Raw genomic sequence first — 16,456 nt, 5'->3', positions numbered from 1 at the left:
TACTTCGGGAAAACATGCCCCGTCTGGGATCAGTCTTCACGCAGGCGCAGGATGCGCTTGTGACGACCGCCCTGATTCAATTGGATTTCCACCAGCCCACGCCCGGGTTCCGCAACAAAACCACTGGTCCAGCTGCGACCGTTTGACAGCACCAGCTCGCTCCTGCAGGTCAAGGGGCTCAGCGGGCCCGGTTCGCGCCGGAAGAGCTGGCTCAACTTGCCACGCCCTTCCAGGCTGAATGAGCGCCGCAGCCCTCCGGCCAGCCCGGTGGAGTGCACGTCCTGGCGAACCTCCAGCTCATGGCTGCCCATCAGGGGCAGCACGGAGCTGAATTCCAGCAAGGCCTGGACCAGACTCCGGCCGTGATGCAGGCAGCGCCAGTCAGGATCTCCCTCGCGCAGCGGCAGCAACTGGATCCAGCCCGGCCAGTAGACCACCTGGGCACGCTGCAGGCCATCGTCGAGCAGCAGGCGGCCCCAGCTGCCAGCGATCACCTCCAGCACCACCTCGTCGCGCGAGTCGACGTCGGTGTACACGAAACGCCGACCGGGCACCGAAAGGGGCAGGCAGGCGCTCCAGTCGGGCCAGTCCATGTGAGTCAGGGTGCAGACGCGCATGCCTTCCTGCGGGGTGCCCAGCGGATGGAAGAGCGGACCCTGCCCGGGGCGCAGCTCCAGCCAGCTGCCGAAGACCGCGGGCTGACTGCGCGACGCCAGCCAGGGACCATCGTTCAGCTGCAGGTGCAGGTGAGGTTCGGGGCTGCGCCCGCTGTTGCCCAGCTGGGCGATTTCCTGGCCACGCTGGACGCCCTGCCCGGGCAGGACACGCAGGCTGCCCGCCCGCAGGTGGGCCAGCAGGCTGACCATGCCGTTCTCGTGGGTGATCATCACCCAGTTGCCCCAGGGATGCTCCGTATCCACCGCGTGCACGGCGTTGTCACGCATGCGGCCTTCCATGGCGGTCACCACACCGTCGGCGGGAGCCAGCACCGGACAGCCGAAGCCGTGAAAGTCCTCGCGCTCGGCACCCAGACCACTGGCGGCCCGCCCCTGCTCGTCCAGCAGCATGAAGTCCCAGGCGTGCTTGCCGTTGATCGTGCTGTGAGTCAGATTCCCCATCGGGCCCTGGGTGATGGTCCAGACCCCGTGCAGCGGCATGGTCAACACGGGCTGGGGCTGCTGCTGCTCGCGCTTCCAGCGCTCGAAGGCACGCAGATTGTCCTCGGCGCGCCCGATCAGCGCCAGCGGCGGAGCCCAGATCGCGTGCCGTTCGAGAGCCCCCGAGCCGGTCTTGAGCGGCAGCAGGAAGAGCCAGCTGGCCAGACAGAAGGGCAGCGCCAGCACGGGCAGTCCCATGGGATCGAACAGACCCTGGATGCCCGCGGTAAGCACCACACCCGTGATCACGGCCAGCAGGGCGTACACCAGAGCCTGGCGGGTGAGCGCCACGAAGATTCCGGTGAAGGCGGCCGCGATCAGCACACCATTGAATGCCAGCAGCGCCAGGGTGCTGGAACTGAGATGCTGTCCGCTGATGAACTGCAGCAGGAACACACTCACCAATGCACCACCGGCCATTGCCAGCGCCGTGATCCGGCTGCCCAGCACAAGCCCCACCAGAATCAGCACACCGGCCAGCGGTTCGGGCAGGAAGAGCAGGCTGCCGATGGTACGCAGGAAGGCGTCCAGCAGATGGGGAGCGTACACCGCGAGGGCGTGATTGGCGTGCTCGAAGACGGGCAGCAGCCAGTTGTCGATGCCGTGCCCGGCCTGGATCTTCAGCCCCAGCACGGGGGCCGCGCTCAATCCCACCAGACTGGCGCTCACGAAAGGCAGGGCCAGAATGGGCATGTCATGTTTGCCCAGCAGGGGAACCAGCGCCAGCAGCACCATCGCGGACAATGCCGCACAGAGTGCCGTGAAGGCGACCATCATTCCGGATACCGGCAGATAGGCGGACAGCGCCAGGGCCGTGAGCATTCCCGAGCCGCCGAAGAAGCCAAGTTTCTGCCACACGGGCGAGCGCGCGGCCAGCCCGCCGACGGTCATCGCCACCAATGCCCCCGCCAGTCCCAGAACCAGGCGGGAGGGATCCAGCGCCAGTGCGGCAAGGAAGAGCAGCCCGCTGCGCCGCCGCCCGGTGAACAGGATCACCCCGGCGGCCGTGGCCAACCGGTTGGGCAGCTCGCGCAGCAGGGCTCCCGTGGCAGGGCCGGTCATCGGCCGCCGCCGCCGTCCCCGTCGGCCCGGAAGCGCGGCAGGGCATCGGAGTCGGCCACGCTGCGCAGATGTGCGGGCAGGCGGTCCTGGATGCGCATGGTCTCGGCGGTCTCGGCCACACGCACCACGTGCACACCCTGCTGCTCATCCACCAGCAGCACCGCGGGGCGCCCGTGGATGAACTGGGTACTCTGGCTCAGATTGTACGCCCCCACCTTGCGGATCACGAGAGTATCGCCCGTGTTCAGCGGAGGCAGCGGCACCGACTTGCGCAGCACGTCAATCTGCATGCAGAGGTTGCCCAACAAGGTGGTGTCCTCCAGCACCGTGGAACCCGGATCACGGGTCGGGCACACATCGTAACGGTACCAGTAACTGTTGGAGAGCAGGTTCACGCCGGCGTCCAGCACCAGGGCCCGGGTCCCGTCGCCCAGCCGGCGTTCGGAAATCACGCTGACCACAAGGTCCTGGCACTCCTCGATGAGCGCGCGGCCCGATTCGAAGAACAGCTCGGGCAGAGCCTCGCCTTCCTCACGTTCCAGCTGGCGCAGTTCCCCGCAGATCGCCTCAGCGTAGCGCGCGAAGGTGGGGCAGGTCACATCGCCGTTCTGGTAGGCCCAGTGCAACGTGTTGCGGCTGGCGAAACCGCCGCCCAGGTCCCACCATTCCAGCCGCACGCCCAGCTCGCGGCGCAGCCAGTTGGCCAGCTCCACCAGCTTGAGGGCCGCCCGGCGGTACATGTCCACATTGTCCACGTAGGTGCCGATGTGGCAATGCAGCCCACGCAGGCAGAGACTGTCACTTTCCTCCACCCGGCGTGCCACCTGATGGGCGCGACCGCTCTCCAGATTGAAACCGAAGCGGTCCCAGTGCTGGGCGTCCAGCTGCATGTTGACCCGGATCGCCACCGCCAGCTTCTTCTGGGGGCCAAAACCCTGGGCGCGCGCCAGTTCCTCGAGGTGCAGCAGTTCTTCGCTGTTGTCCAGATGGATGCGTGTGCCGCCGTGCATCGCCTCGATCAGGCTGGCGTCGTCCTTGTGAGGACCGTTGTAGATGATCTGGTCCGGACGCACACCCAGCTGGCGGGCCATGCGGAACTCGGTGCCCGAGACCACCTCGGCCATGCTGCCTTCCTGGTGCATGATCTGGCACACGGCGGCCAGATAGTGCGTCTTGTAGGACCAGCCCAGCCGCACGCGCGGATAGCGCGAGCCGAAGGCCATGTGGAACTCACGCACCCGGGCGCGGATCTCCCCCTCGGAGAGCACGAAGAGCGGGCTGCCGTGGGTCTGCACCAGATCACTGATGGGCACACCCGCGATCGCATCGTGATAACTGCTGCGCGGAGAATTGCCGAAGATGTTTCCGCTTCCGGCCTTCTGCTTGACGATGGTCGGGGCCTGGTATGCGGTCTTGGGGGTGGTATCCTGGCTCATTGGGGGTCTCCTTCCTGGCTGTCCGTGCGAGCGTGCACGGTCTGCCCCTTCGTGTTCAGGTCCTTGAGAATGCTCAGGTCACAGACCTGGTCGCTGGCCATGCGCGTGTACACCACGCCGCTGCGGGGCTGGGGCAGATCCACCGTGGACGCACCACTGGCCATGGCCGCCTGGGCTGCGGGCAGATTCACTCCCGCGCCCGCACAGAGATAACACCAGGCCGGGAAGCGCGGGTTGATCTCGATGAGGTAGAGCTGGTCATTGGTCTCGTGGCAGAGGATTTCCAGCTCGCAGGGGCCGCGCCAGCGCAGGGCGTGAATCATCTGACGCGACAGCTCTTCCAGGCGCGGATCGCCCACGGTGACACCGGACCAGGCCTTGCCCTGGGAGGTCAGTCCCAGCTTGCGCATGGCCACCGCGCCCACCAGACCCCCCAGGCCATCGCCGAGGCAGCAGACATCCAGTTCGTTGCCGGGCAGGCCCTGCTGCAACACGATGGGCAGGCCCCAGCGGGCACTGATGTCGGCCCAGGCCGCATAGGCCTGCTCGAGGGTGAAGGCCTTCTTCGCTTCGTAGTACTGGCCCTTGACGTACACGGGCTGCTTGCCCGCCGGGTCGACCAGTTCCTTGAAGGCCTTCTCCAGTCCGGCGGCGTCGTATACCACGCGCGTGGGTGGGGCCAGAAAGCCGTTCTCCTCGCAGAAGGCGGCCAGGCGGGCCTTGGAACGCAGCGCCAGGGACTCCCGAGTGGGCAGGAAGGTGGCGATGCCGCGGTGGGCCAGGCCATCTTCCAGATACCCGTAGAGGTCCATCTCGCTGTCCAGGGTGGGCAGCAGGATCTCGAGCCCGCAATCCCGCTGGATCTCCTCCACGCGCCCCAGCACGGCCTCGGCACCCGCGGACGGGAAGGGCATCATGTACACGGCGTCGAAGAGTCCTTCGGTATAGATCCCGGCATCCAGGCTGTCGTAGGCCAGTCCGATCAGACGGCCCCGGTGCCCACCTTCGCGCAGGCTGCGCGCCACGGCGATGCCGGGGGCAGGATTCTCGCCCGCATTCAGTCCGCTGACCGCGATCACTTTCGATACCCAGTCACCCGGGATGGGTGTGTTGCCGACCATCAGTTCTCCCTTCCGCCCAGCAGGCGCTGGTTGTCAAGTCTTTGCACGAATCCGGCCAGATCGCGCGAGGCGCGCTGGGCATCGATGGCCCAGGTTTCCACCATTCGGTGAATCACGTCGGCCTGCGACAGGCCCTGGTTCATCCACTTGAGCAACAGGACTCCCGTGGGGTTGAGCACGTAGCTCGCACCACGCCGGTGGTCGAACAGGAAGCCATCGTCACTCAGTTCCAGTGTGTCATGGGGTGTCATTTTCCGCCCTCGCTCAGACTGCCGAACAGATAGGCCTTGCGCTGTTCCAGGTGGTAGCCATTCTTCTGGCACCAGTCGCAGTCGGTGGCGCAGTCCTTGCGCAGCACCTTGCGCCCCCAGAGCGCACATTCCAGTGAGCCGCCCACCATGCGGGAGGGCACTTCAAAGGTCTTGCGGTCACGCTGGGGCGCCAGTTCGAAGATCTGGTGCTCACCCTGGCTGCCCGCATCCGTGATGCCCGGTGCGTACCAGGACACTCCCAGCCAGGTCTTCTGTTCGCTGCGGGCATCAATGACCACCTCCACCGGTCGTGCGTCCTTGAAAGCCAGGGTCATGCCCAGTTCGTCGGTGGCCCCGGCCCGGGGCACGGCCGCCAGCAGCAGCAGGGTCAGACCGATGGATGCCAGCATGCGTGCGGGTTGACGAAATCCTTGAATCATGGAGTCTCCCTTGCCGGCGGTCCGGCGTGGTTGTCAGATCATGGCGCATCACGATGCCGGCCGCAGCGGATGCGTGAGTCAGAATGTCCAGACAGTACGGTGCCAGCCCAGGCCGACGAACACCCAGCGGGACGAGTGGTCCTCGACCCGTTCCCAACCCGCACCCAACGACAGCCTCAAGGCGGGTCCCAGAGTCTGTTCGAGCCCCGCGCTGGCCATGCCGGTCAGGGCCTGGCCGCTGTCGTGCAGGACCAGCCGGTCGGCATCGAACCAGTTTTCCTGGTGTCCCCCCAGACCGTGCATCTGCATCACGGCACCCGTCCAGAGCGGAACCCGCAGCAGGGCGCGCAGGGCATGGGAAATCGCGCCCGTCCGGCGTTGGCCCAGCCAACCCAGTTCCCAGCTTGCCTTGCCCAGCCCGTCGCGCACGGTGAGCGCGCCCACCCACAGCTCCCGCTGGCGGGCATCCGTCACGCCCTGCTCCAGCAGGACGGCGTCATACACACTCTGTTCGATCCAGACGCGCTGCCAACCGGTCTGGAGCCTGAGTGCGGGGCCATTCTCCAGCCAGCGACGCTCGTGCGAGATCCCGAAGCCACGACCGTCCACGTCCAGGTCACCGCGGACCGCGAAGGCCTGCAGGCCGAGGGTCGCACCGGACAGGGGCAGTTCGGCCAGCAGCAGGCCCCGGCGTGTGTCGTGCGCCCAGTACTCCTGCTCCAGCTGCAACTGATTCACGGCCAGTGCCAGCAGATGGCCCCGGGTGCTGCCCGTGGACAGGTACAGCGAGCGGGTGCTGGCCGTCGCCTTCTGGAAGCGATAGGGGTCGTCGTCCTGGTAGCGGTTCCACTCCTGCGCGGCCATCAATGACAGCCAGCGCCCCGTGGGCTCGCTCAGGCCCCCGGCCGCGAGCGCGGGTCGTGCAGGACAGAGTGCAAGGAACAGGAGTCCTGTGCCGATCCAGTGTTTCAATGGATTCCTCTTGACATTCTGCTGGCGACCACGGATCAGGCGGCGGAACGCGGGGTGCATCCTCAAGTTCCGGCCTGACTGCTGAACGCCCAATCGGGAAGAATATTGCGTGGTGTCGGCGATTTGGCAATTTTTTCCATCACCAAAGCTGATTCGCAGGAGAGAAGTCTGAAATTTTGCCAGCGACCCGGTGCTGCGGACACTCAGCGACTGGCCAGGCGGCGATCAAGTGCGCGGGCGAAACGGGCGGGAGCGTCGCCATCCAGGGCGAAGTACAGCGAGGGTTCGATCAGTTCCAGTTCCATCAACTGGAAGCGGCCCCCGGGCGAACGCACCAGGTCCACCCGGGCGTAGACGGGCGGAATGGGAATCGCGTCCATCACGATCTCGGCCGCCTCGTGCATGGCAACCTCCGCCTCGACCGCACGCAACAGCCCGCCGTGTTCTTCCTGCACACGAAAATCTCCGGCCCGCGGTGTCTTGAGCACCGCATGGCTGAACTCGCCCCCGAAATAGAACAGGCTGGTTTCGCCCTCATCAACCACCGACCGCATGAAAGGCTGGGCCATCCAGTCCCGCCCCGCATAGAGCTCAAGCAATGTCCCGGCCCGCTCCCCCAGCTCGTCGGCGGTCACGCGCACGGTGTCCATGGCATTGGCGCTGACCCGGGGTTTGATCACGATCTCGGCACTCTTCAGCCGGGTGGGCAATGCCAGCAGGCTTTCGCGCTGGAAGCCCCGCCCCAGAGCGTGGGCACGATCTCGGCACCCAGGCTGTCCAGGGTCTTGAGGTAGCGCTTGTCGGCATTCCAGCGCACCAGCTCCAGAGGGTTCAACAACAGAGAGTGCCGGCTGATCTGCTCGAGCGTGGCCAGGAATTCGGGCAGGCGCTGGTGGTAGTCCCAGGTGCTGCGGATCACGACGGCCGCGTAGCGGCTCCATTCACACCCGGCCTGCACCAGGACACGGTCTCGAGCTGCCAGCCCAGTTCGGCCAGTGGCTCGCGGCAGAGTTCGTCATAGATGAAGTAGCCTTCGCTGTGATCCATGCTGAGGAAGGCGATGGTGCCGTTCATGGGGTCTCCAGGGGTGCAGGATGCAGATGTCGAAGCGGGCGGTGGTGCGGGTCAGGGCGCATCCACCGGTTGAATCAAGTCCCAGAGGGTGCCGTGCAGGTCCTCGAACACCGAGACGCGGCCCCAGCTTTCATCGTGGGGCCCCGCACGAAACGCACTCCCGCCGCGGTCCAGGCTGCGCGGTCCCGATCATGGTCGTCGGTGTACAGGAACAGGAAGACCCGGCCGCCGGTCTGGTCGCCCACCCGGGACAACTGTTCCGGACTGGCCGCCCTGGCCAGCAGCAGGGCGGCTCCGCGAGCGGGATCCGGGGCCACCACCACCCAGCGCTTGGTCCGGAGAGCCGGGTATCCTCCAGCAGATGGAAGCCCAGAATGTCCACGTAGAAATGAATGGCCGCGTCATAGTCGCGCACCACAAGAGCCGTCATGCCCAGATGGCGCGCCGTCATGGCCCGGTGCCTTCACGCCGGGTGCTCACGGTGCCCGTGCTCATCGTGAGGCCGTGACACGGGCCGCTGATCCGGGCCAACCGCAGAGGGTGAAGGCGGCCCAGTAGGCGGGGTGGGGATTCAGCACGCGGCGCACCTCCATCATGGAAAGGCGCAGAGCTTCGGCACTGTCCTTGCCCGCCGCCAGATTGCGGTAGAAATGCTTGACCAGCACGGCCGTGGACAGATCGTCCACCTTCCAGAGACTGCTCACCACCTCACGGGCGCCCGCCACGATGAAGGCCCGCGGCAGGCCGGCCACTTCGTCCCCGCCCTGACTGCGTCCCAGGCCCGTGTCACAGGCCGAGAGCATCACCAGTCCGGTGGGCAGGTCCAGAGTACTGATCTCGGTGGCGGAGAGCCGGCCGTCGGCACCGCGCCCGGGCGTGAGCAGCAGGCCCGATGCGGCCGGGCTGAGCGGGTCCATCACACCGTGGCAGGAGAAATGGCGGAAGCGCCGGGGCTGTGAATCCTCTTCGATCAGGGCTTCTTCGGCCAGTGGACCCTGCTTGACCAGCATGCTGGGCCAGGAGGCGCGCATGGCCTGGGCTTCCAGGGCGGCGAATTCCAGGCCCGAGTCCACGGGTTCGGCCAGCACCAGACCGGGTCCATCCACGGGGAGAGCTGGCGGCACCAGTCCAGCAAGGCCAGGCTGGGCACCTGGATCAGGGGCCATTCGACCGATGATCGGGGTGGCCGTGCTGTCTTCGAGGGAGGCGAAGGGCAGGCGGTGCAGGGCTCCGTGACTGACCACGAACAGACGTTTGGTCGTGGGGCGCGAGGCCAGCTCGGGCTGCATCAATTGCGTGTACAGTTCCTGCCCGCTGCCGCCCGCGCTCAACAGGCCCAGAATGCGGCTGCGGTGCTCTTCGGCGCGCTCTTCCAGCTCAGCCGTGCTCCAGTCCAGCGAGCGCACGGTCAGGCTGTCGCGGCTCATGCCGAAGACCTGGCCAAGTTTTGGCCCCAACTGATAGAACAGCACCAGGTCGCCGGGCGCGAGGGGCCGCCTGCAGGGTTCGCAACTGATCTGTCTCACGCAGCAGCGGTGGCCGGGCCAGGTCATCGCCGGGGGCCAGTCCGCTGCCCTCGGCTTCCAGAGTCAGCAGCAGGCGGTCCAGACTGGAACGCTGTTCCTCATACTGGCTCTGCAGCGTGCGCAGTCGCTCGGGATTCTCTTCGCGCGAGAGCAGGTTCTGGCTGGTGGTGAGCTGGTTCATCAGACTGTCGCGACGGGCTGCCAGCAGCGAATCCACGGGCAGGCTGCGCTCGCGCAGGGTCAGCAGATCCTCGAAACCGCGCCCGTGGGAGCGGTCGGCCACCAGCAGGGCACGTTCCAGTTTTCTGCCGGCCACCAGTACACGCAGGCGCGCGGCCACCAGTTCTTCCTGTTCGCTGTCCACGCCGCTGCGGAAGCGTACTCCGCTCTGGCGCATGCGCAGGTTCTGCAGCTCGCGGAAGGCGGCCGTGAAGTGCTCGTCGGCCTGATCCAGCTTGCCATCCAGTTCACTGGCCTGACCCATGCGCAGCTGGGCCTTCCAGACCAGGGGCTCGATTCCGCGGCTCAGCGCCAGGTCCTGCATGCGCTGGGCCACGTCGCCCAGTTTCCTGCCTTCGCGGCGACTGAGGCGGACACGGGCGAGCACGTCCAGGCAGCGGCCTTCTTCAATGCGCGCCTGCAGCTCGCGGGCCAGCGACAGCGAGGCCTGGGCCGCTTCCAGAGCAGAGTCGGAGGTGTTGCCCTCCAGGCCGGTGGCCAGCAGCGCTTCGGCCCGATTGCGCAAGGTGGCCACGTGATTCAGGCGGGCGCCGGCCAGCGAGTCCTGGCGGCCCGCTTCCAGCAATTTTTCCAGTGCCAGTTCGGGGCGCCCCATCCGGGTCAGGCTGCGCGCCAGGTTGTTGTTCACGGCGGACAGTTCACGGTGATCGCCCAGTGCGGTGGCGTGTTCCAGCGCGCGCTCGAAATGTCCGATGGCTTCGGGCAGTTCGCCCACGCTGTGACGCACGAGGCCCGAACTGTTCTCCCAGAGCAGCAGGCGGGCGTCATCCTCATCGTCCAGCAGGGGACGAGCCTGATTCAGCTCGAGGAAAGCCTGGCTGTTCAGTCCCTGCTCCCAGGCCAGGTCGGCCCGACGCAGATGGGTCAGCGCCGTGCGTGCGGCGGGCACCTCCAGCCGCCCCTGCTGGCTCAGGGAGCTGTCCAGCAGAACCTGGGCCCGTTCCAGCTCACCATTGCGCATCCGGGCCAGGGCCTCCAGCTCCAGCCAGTCCAGCCAGGCCAGACTGTCCAGACGCTGCAGTTCCAGCCCGGGCCATTCGAAACAGCGCAGGGCCTCGCTGGTGCGCTCACCATCCAGATAGACCTTGGCCAGGAACAGAGCCCGCCGCCCATCCAGGTCGGTGGGCAGACTCTGCTGGCGTGCGGCCAGAGAAGCGGCGGCCACCGCCTCACGCTGGTCGGCCAGATGTTTGATCCGGCGATCGGGGAAGCTGGCCCGCGCCTTGGCACCCAGCAGATCCGAGGCGGCTGCCCAGAGGCTGTCGGCCTGACGCTCACGCCCGGCCAGGTCGGCCAGCAGCACCAGCCGGGCCAGCAGCCTGGCTTCGCTCTCCTGGGTCTGTTCCACCGTGCGCGCGCGCTTGAGCAGCACATCCAGCGCCGGCCCTGCCAGGCGTGGGGCGGACGCCCCGGTGTCGGCGGCGCGGGCGGCCAGTTCCAGCAGGGCCTGGCTGCGCTCGGTGAGTTCCAGACGCTGGCTGAGCCCCAGGGCCTGACGGAATAGATGCCAGGCCCGTTCGCCGTTGTCATCCTTGAGGTGGCGCGCGCCCAGCCGGGCCAGCTGTTCCAGACTCTGCTCGGCACGCAGACGGCGTTCGGCAGGCTCCATGGCCGCCGCCCCCAGCACCACCAGGTTCGCGTCGGCCTCGTTGGCTTGGGGGTCATTCAGTTCGTGGCGGGCAACCTCCAGCAGGCGCGCATGGCTCAGTTCGCCGCCGGGAAGCGGGCAGACCAGCCGCCGGATGCCCGCTATCGCAAGCACACGCTCCAGGCAGAGCCAGCCCTCAAGAGCCTCGGCTCCTCCGGGCGAGAGGATCACGGAACGCAGCACGAGGCTCTCGGTGGGCCAGGTGCGCTCCAGCAGGCGGCGCAGTTCCACGCGCTGACCGCCCAGATCGAACCAGGCTCCGAGAGGCATGCCGGGATCCATGCGCAACACACCATCGAGAGCCAGAACCCGGCCCTCGCGCTTGCTGTCCTCGGCCAGCAGCGAATCTCCGGGGCTGGTGCGCAGGCTGTCCCCGATGGGCCAGGCGTCCCGCGGGCCGCTCCAGCTGATGTAATCGCCACCCGGGCTGGCCGCGGCCGCCATGCGTTCCAGCAGACGCGGATCGGCGCAGTGTCGCCCCCCGCCTTCTGCCGGTCCCGCCGAGGTCATCAGGCGCAACCCCGCGGCGGGCCATTGTTCCAGACTGTCCAACGGCAGCGCCGTGGCACTGGCCAGCAGATCCAGCAATGGGTCGGCGGCCAGGTTGCTGCGATCCTCTTCCAGCCAGCCCTGCAGGCGTTGCCCGCGGCTCAGCAGATCCTGCCAGGCGCTGCTGTCCACCGCTTGGCCCGAGGCCAGCACGGTCTCAAGGCGCAAGGCTTCCTGACGCAGGCCCAGCTGGGCGGCATCCAGGTCCTGACGGTCGGCGATCCAGTTGTTCCAGAGGTTGCTCTGGCTTTCCTCGGGAAAACGCAGCCCCTTGCGCGCGAAGGGCAGCCTCGAGGTCCACCAGCGCAGCCAGAGTTCCTGTTCCTGCGCGCCCAGACTGTCCCCGGCCTCCAGCATGCGGGTTCGCCCGTCCTCGAGCTGCCGACGCCAGCGCGCCAGACGCACCGGGTCCTGGGTATCCAGCAGCAACTCACTCTCGAGACGGGCACGCAGATCCAGGTCGGCCACGGGGCTGGGCTCGTCCTTGCTCAGGGCAGGCGCCTGGCGATCGACCGAATTGCGCAGTTCCAGCAGGGCCATGGTCCAGGCGGCTGGCGCATCGTCACCCAGCAGCTCGCCAGCCAGATCCAGCTGGCCCCTGGCCTTGCGGGGTTCGGCCAGCAGCAGGTGCACGCGCGCTCGGGCCAGGTACAATTGAAAGCGATCGGGCAGTGCGGGCTGGGCGGCCGCATCCACGGCATCCAGAGCGTCCAGCGCCTGGGCCCGCAGCATCAGCGCGTTCAGGTCGACGACTCCCGGGAGGTCCTTGTTGGGCTGCTCCGACTGCAGCAGCAGTTCCGCCTGGTAACAGGCCAGTTCAAGCCGCAGGCGCCGGGGCAGGCTTTCACCTGCCGTCACGCGGGTCAGCATCTGCTCGAGAGCGGGCAGCCCCTTCTGGGCCAGATCCTCCTCGCCCGCCAGCAGACGGCACTGCAGTTCGCCACAGAAGGCCTGCGCTTCCAGACCCAGGCCCAGCTCATTGTTGCCGGCCAGTCGGCGGGCTTCCTTGAATCGGGCGGCCGCCTGGCTGGGGCGACCACTGCGCGCCAGAAAGGCCGCAATGGCCAGATCCATGCGCACCATGCCTTCGGAATCGCCCTGGCGGCGCAGCAGCTTGCGGCGCAGATTCATGCTGGCCAGCAAACGATCGGGGCGTCCTTCCAGACCTTCGATGCGGGCCAGCAGCGCCTGCCGCAGCAGGGATTCGTCCTGCTCGCGCCAGTGCAGGCGACCCGAACCGGTGTAAAGATCCTTGAAGTTCCAGACGGGAAAAGTGATGCCCAGGAACTTCAGCCTCAGCCAGTTGCCGCTTTCGTTCAGAGGCCATTCCGCCTCGTCGAGCAGGGCCGCCGACTGGGCCAGATCCTGGCGGGCAGCCTCCAGATCGCCCAGTTCGATCAGGCAGGCGGCCCGGTTGCGCAGGATCAGCGCCTGCTGGCCCGTCACGCCTTCCAGGGCCAGGGCACGGTCCCAGGAGGCGATGGCCGGATTCCAGCGTCCCTGGCTGGAATGCAACTGGGCCAGCCGCCCGAGCAACATCCGCTGCTGGGCACTTTCGCCCAGACGGGCGGCAAGCTGCTGGGCACTGTCCAGGGCCTGCACGGCTCCCTCATAATGCCCGTTCCACTGGCGCGTGATGCCCAGCTTCTCCTGCCAGGCCAGGCGCTGGCGATTGTCGTGGAACTGCAGTCCCAGTTCGCTGGCCTGCTCGAAGGCCGCCAGGCTCTGGGCGGCACCGAACTCGCCCCGGGCGAAGTAGAGGTTGCCCAGGTTCCATTGCAGCTCGGCTTCCAGCCCGGGTCGTCCTTCCAGGCGCGACAGGTCAATGGCGCGCTGAAGCAGAAACACCGCCCGATCCAGCAGCTCCTCCGGATCACGATCGCGGGAGTCCCAACGCCAGCGGTTGAAGAGTTCGCGGCTGTTGCCCACCTGGCTGAAGAGGCTGGCCAGACCTTCGGGGCGTTCGATCTGCAGGCGACGCTCCTCGGCCAGATTCCAGGCCAGGGTCTGCCAGGGGCGCACGGTGCGCGGGCTGGCCGACAGAGCGCGCTGCAGCCACCAGTCCGATTCGGGCAGCATCGCCGGGTTGCTGGAAGACTGCCAGGACAGCGCCAGCCCCAGCGCATGGAAGTCGATCGCCCGTGCGCTGTCGCTCTCGGCGGCCAGGCGCAGGTCGGGGATCAGGTCTTCGATATGTCCCGCACGGGCGGCCGATTCCAGCCAACCGCGCAGAGCTTCCACATCCTCGGGTTGCTCGGCAAGCACCTGGCGGAAATCCGCCTCAGCCAGCACCGGATGCCCGGAACGCAGGGTCTGCTGGCCGCGCTCGAGGCGCAGTGCCACTCGCAGGTTGGCCAGCTGGGCCTGACCGGCCAGATCGCGCCAGGGTGGTTCTTGGGCGAGCAGATCAAGTGCTTGATCAAGTTGACCGATCTGCTTCAGCATCAAGGCTTTCTGAATTCGGGCCTCAGTCATTACCCAGATTTCCAGCGGCCCGCAGTCGGCCCGTTCCTGGGCCAGCACCAGCTCCAGATCCTCGAGGGCCACCAGGGGAGCGGCTTCCTTGCCCACGCCTCCCGCCTCGCGGCGCGCCAGTTCCACCAGCCAGGCCTGGCGGAATTCCCGCACCCGGCCCAAGCGCGCCAGGCGATGCTGGAGGTCGCGCAGGGCGGTATTCCGGGGCAGCAGATCCAGTCTGACCCGGTCGGCGCGGAACCACTGGATCAGCAGGTCGGCGCGCTCGGGAAAGTCATTGCCCAACTCCTCCAGCGAGCCGAAGGCGGCATCTTCCTGGCCCAGTTGCTCGTGGGCCCAGACCTTCAACAACAGAGCATCGGCCCGTTCGGGCTCGCCAGGGGCCAGCTCCTCGAGCCGCAGCACACTCAAAAGGCAGGCATCCGGCCAGTCAATGGCCCGCTGGCGGCGGGCCAGGGCCAGCAGGGCTTCGGCGGCCGGGCCGGTATGACCTGCACGGGCCAGGGAGTCGGCCAGGGTTTCCTGGACCCGGGCCACCGAATCGGCGCGCGCGGGGGGCAGTGGATCGGTGAAGAGGCCCAGCTGAGCCAGACTGCGGCCGCGCAGCAGGGCGTCGGGAGTCTGCAATTCGGCCAGCCGGCGCAGGGCGTCCTGCTGGAAGAGGGCGGGAGTGTTCAGACTGTCGGCCAGCAGGCGGCGCAGTTCTTCCAGAATGGCGCGCTCGGCAGCCGGGGACCCGGGAAAGTCCTGGCGCAGGCGGCTGAGCACCAGGTCGCCCATTTCGTCGCCCCGGTGACGGTTGAAAAGGAATTCCAGGTCTTCGGCACTGGGCGCCGGGCCCAGGCGTCCCCAACCATTCAGCAACCAGAGGCCGGGCCGCTCGCGTCCTTCGGTGGTGATCAGTCGGGCCGACTCCACCGGACCATCCAGCGGGCGCACGCTCAGCTGGCGCGGGTCGGTGCTGGCGGGGACCAGTTCGTGGGGCAGGCCGTCGCGGTCCAGCAGCCAGAGCCCGGCTCCCGTGCGCGATTCCAGCGCGCGCCGCGTGCCCTGTCCCCGATGGCGGTCGCCCGCATCGTCACCGGCCGAACGGGGCAGGCGGGGATCGCGCAGGCCGCAGAGCCAGATCACGCCTTCGGGACCGGTCTCGTGGTCCAGCACTCCGCCCGGGGGGCTCCAGAGTTCCTCGATGCGGCCATTGACCCGGCGGAACAGACCGGCCTGGCCATCGGCGCGGGGCGCGATGAAGGTCAGCGTATCGCCCAGGACGCGCAGACGACGCGCGGGTTTGAACAGTTCGGTGGGACCGAAGAGCGCCACCTTCGGCAGCGACATGATGCGCTGACCCGAGGGATCGGCTTCATCCCAGTAGAGAGTCCCGTTGCGTGCCTGGGCCGGATTGTCCTGCGGCCCTGCGCGGCGCACGACCACTTCGGCCTTGCCCAGTTTGAGGCTGCCGAATCGATTGCGGACCCGCACGCGCCAGATGTCGCCCAGGGCGTCGTCACGATTGCTCACGAACAGCAGCCAGCGCCCGTCCTCGGACCAGGCCGGTTTCCAGTCGGGCGCGGGATGCGAGGTCACCCGCACCGGCAGGTCGCCCAGCACGCCGGGGTCGACCGTGCGGATCCAGATGTCCCGGTTGCCCTGGTCTTCGGAGGTATAGGCCAGCCAGACTCCATCCGGGGAGAGCGCCGGATCCTCTTCCACCAGCCGTCCGCTGAGCGGCGCCTGGGGTTCCAGCACCAGCTTTTCCAGCTGCTGGGCCCGCAGCTCTTCGCTTGAGATCTGGGCCTGCAGGGGGGGCTGGCAGAGGGAAACCGCCAGAAATCCAAGCAACACAAGCCATTGATTGTTATGGCGTTTCATGTTCAGATCAAATCCGTTGCATCATTTGCGGACCCAGCGGCCACCCGTGGACTGGACCCAGGCTCCGGGGGGCGCCTCGTCGCGCTGGATGCCGGCGAAGATGCGCACCACCTCGTCCTCCTGTCCTGGGTTGAGCCGTTTCAGCCGGTCGAGGATCGTGGCCCGTGCGGCCAGTTCCGGGTACCAGAAATTGTTGAAGTTGCCCAGCTCCAGCGGAGTCATCGGGGGCAGGGTCTCGTCCTTGCGCTGCTCCAGCGTGCCGTCCAGTTTCTCGCCAATGCGTCCCTCGGCCAGATAGCGCAGGCGATCGTCCAGGTAGAATCGCCGCACCCGGATCGCTTCGTTCACGCCCTGGCTGGTGCTCTCGACTCCCGTGCTGTCCGCCTGCTGGCGCGTGCTGCCCACGGCCCAGAGATCCTGGCTGAGCGCCTGATACTGCCCCAGGATCTGCTTCTCCAGCGCGCTGCGCTCACCCGTGATGCGCACCTCGGGGGCGTGGATCGAGCAGGCCGACAGCAACAGGGCCAGAGCCGGCGGCAGAGCGCGGGCGATGAAGGTGCGTCCCGCATCAGCGGCGGTGCGCAGCGCCGTCCGTTGCATGCGGGTGGCTGATGGTCTCATTCTGTGTCCTCCGCA

At 67.5% G+C, this 16,456-nt stretch carries 9 protein-coding genes and 2 pseudogenes; all 11 read right to left on the bottom strand.

Annotated elements, in window-relative coordinates; all coding sequences use genetic code 11:
* Window positions 1-29 precede the first annotated feature (29 nt).
* Complete coding sequence (locus H6678_06515) at window positions 30-2,219, bottom strand: urea transporter (protein ID MCB9473444.1); 2,190 nt, start codon at window positions 2,217-2,219, stop codon at window positions 30-32.
* Window positions 2,216-3,655: an alanine racemase gene (locus tag H6678_06510; protein ID MCB9473443.1), complete on the bottom strand. Its 1,440-nt coding sequence runs from the start codon at window positions 3,653-3,655 to the stop codon at window positions 2,216-2,218. The genes H6678_06515 and H6678_06510 overlap by 4 nt, the downstream gene beginning before the upstream one ends.
* Window positions 3,652-4,776, bottom strand: coding sequence for an ATP-grasp domain-containing protein (locus H6678_06505; GenBank protein MCB9473442.1), 1,125 nt, complete (start codon window positions 4,774-4,776; stop codon window positions 3,652-3,654). Before H6678_06505 ends, H6678_06510 begins: the two co-directional genes overlap by 4 nt.
* A complete protein-coding gene (locus H6678_06500) occupies window positions 4,776-5,027 on the bottom strand; it encodes a PqqD family protein (protein MCB9473441.1) in 252 nt (83 codons plus the stop codon). Before H6678_06500 ends, H6678_06505 begins: the two co-directional genes overlap by 1 nt.
* Window positions 5,024-5,467 (bottom strand): hypothetical protein, encoded by a 444-nt coding sequence (locus tag H6678_06495; GenBank protein ID MCB9473440.1) that lies wholly within the window; start codon window positions 5,465-5,467, stop codon window positions 5,024-5,026. The genes H6678_06500 and H6678_06495 overlap by 4 nt, the downstream gene beginning before the upstream one ends.
* A gap of 78 nt (window positions 5,468-5,545) precedes the next feature.
* A complete protein-coding gene (locus tag H6678_06490) occupies window positions 5,546-6,499 on the bottom strand; it encodes a hypothetical protein (GenBank protein MCB9473439.1) in 954 nt (317 codons plus the stop codon).
* Between the two features lie 143 nt (window positions 6,500-6,642).
* A pseudogene (locus H6678_06485) lies at window positions 6,643-7,513 on the bottom strand (hypothetical protein).
* A 51-nt stretch (window positions 7,514-7,564) separates the two neighbouring features.
* Window positions 7,565-7,964 (bottom strand): annotated as a pseudogene (locus tag H6678_06480) (VOC family protein).
* A gap of 40 nt (window positions 7,965-8,004) precedes the next feature.
* The gene (locus H6678_06475) at window positions 8,005-8,940 is read right to left on the bottom strand and encodes a CHAT domain-containing protein (protein MCB9473438.1); all 936 of its coding nucleotides are present in this window, start codon (window positions 8,938-8,940) and stop codon (window positions 8,005-8,007) included.
* Window positions 8,891-15,820, bottom strand: a complete 6,930-nt coding sequence (locus H6678_06470) for a PD40 domain-containing protein (GenBank protein ID MCB9473437.1) — start codon at window positions 15,818-15,820, stop codon at window positions 8,891-8,893. Before H6678_06470 ends, H6678_06475 begins: the two co-directional genes overlap by 50 nt.
* A 21-nt stretch (window positions 15,821-15,841) precedes the next feature.
* The gene (locus H6678_06465; protein ID MCB9473436.1) at window positions 15,842-16,441 is read right to left on the bottom strand and encodes a DUF1318 domain-containing protein; all 600 of its coding nucleotides are present in this window, start codon (window positions 16,439-16,441) and stop codon (window positions 15,842-15,844) included.
* Between the last annotated feature and the right edge of the window lie 15 nt (window positions 16,442-16,456).

It is taken from the genome of Candidatus Delongbacteria bacterium (assembly GCA_020634015.1).
In the GTDB taxonomy this organism is placed as follows: domain Bacteria; phylum CAIWAD01; class CAIWAD01; order CAIWAD01; family CAIWAD01; genus JACKCN01.
This window is presented reverse-complemented; position numbering and strand designations above follow the sequence as displayed.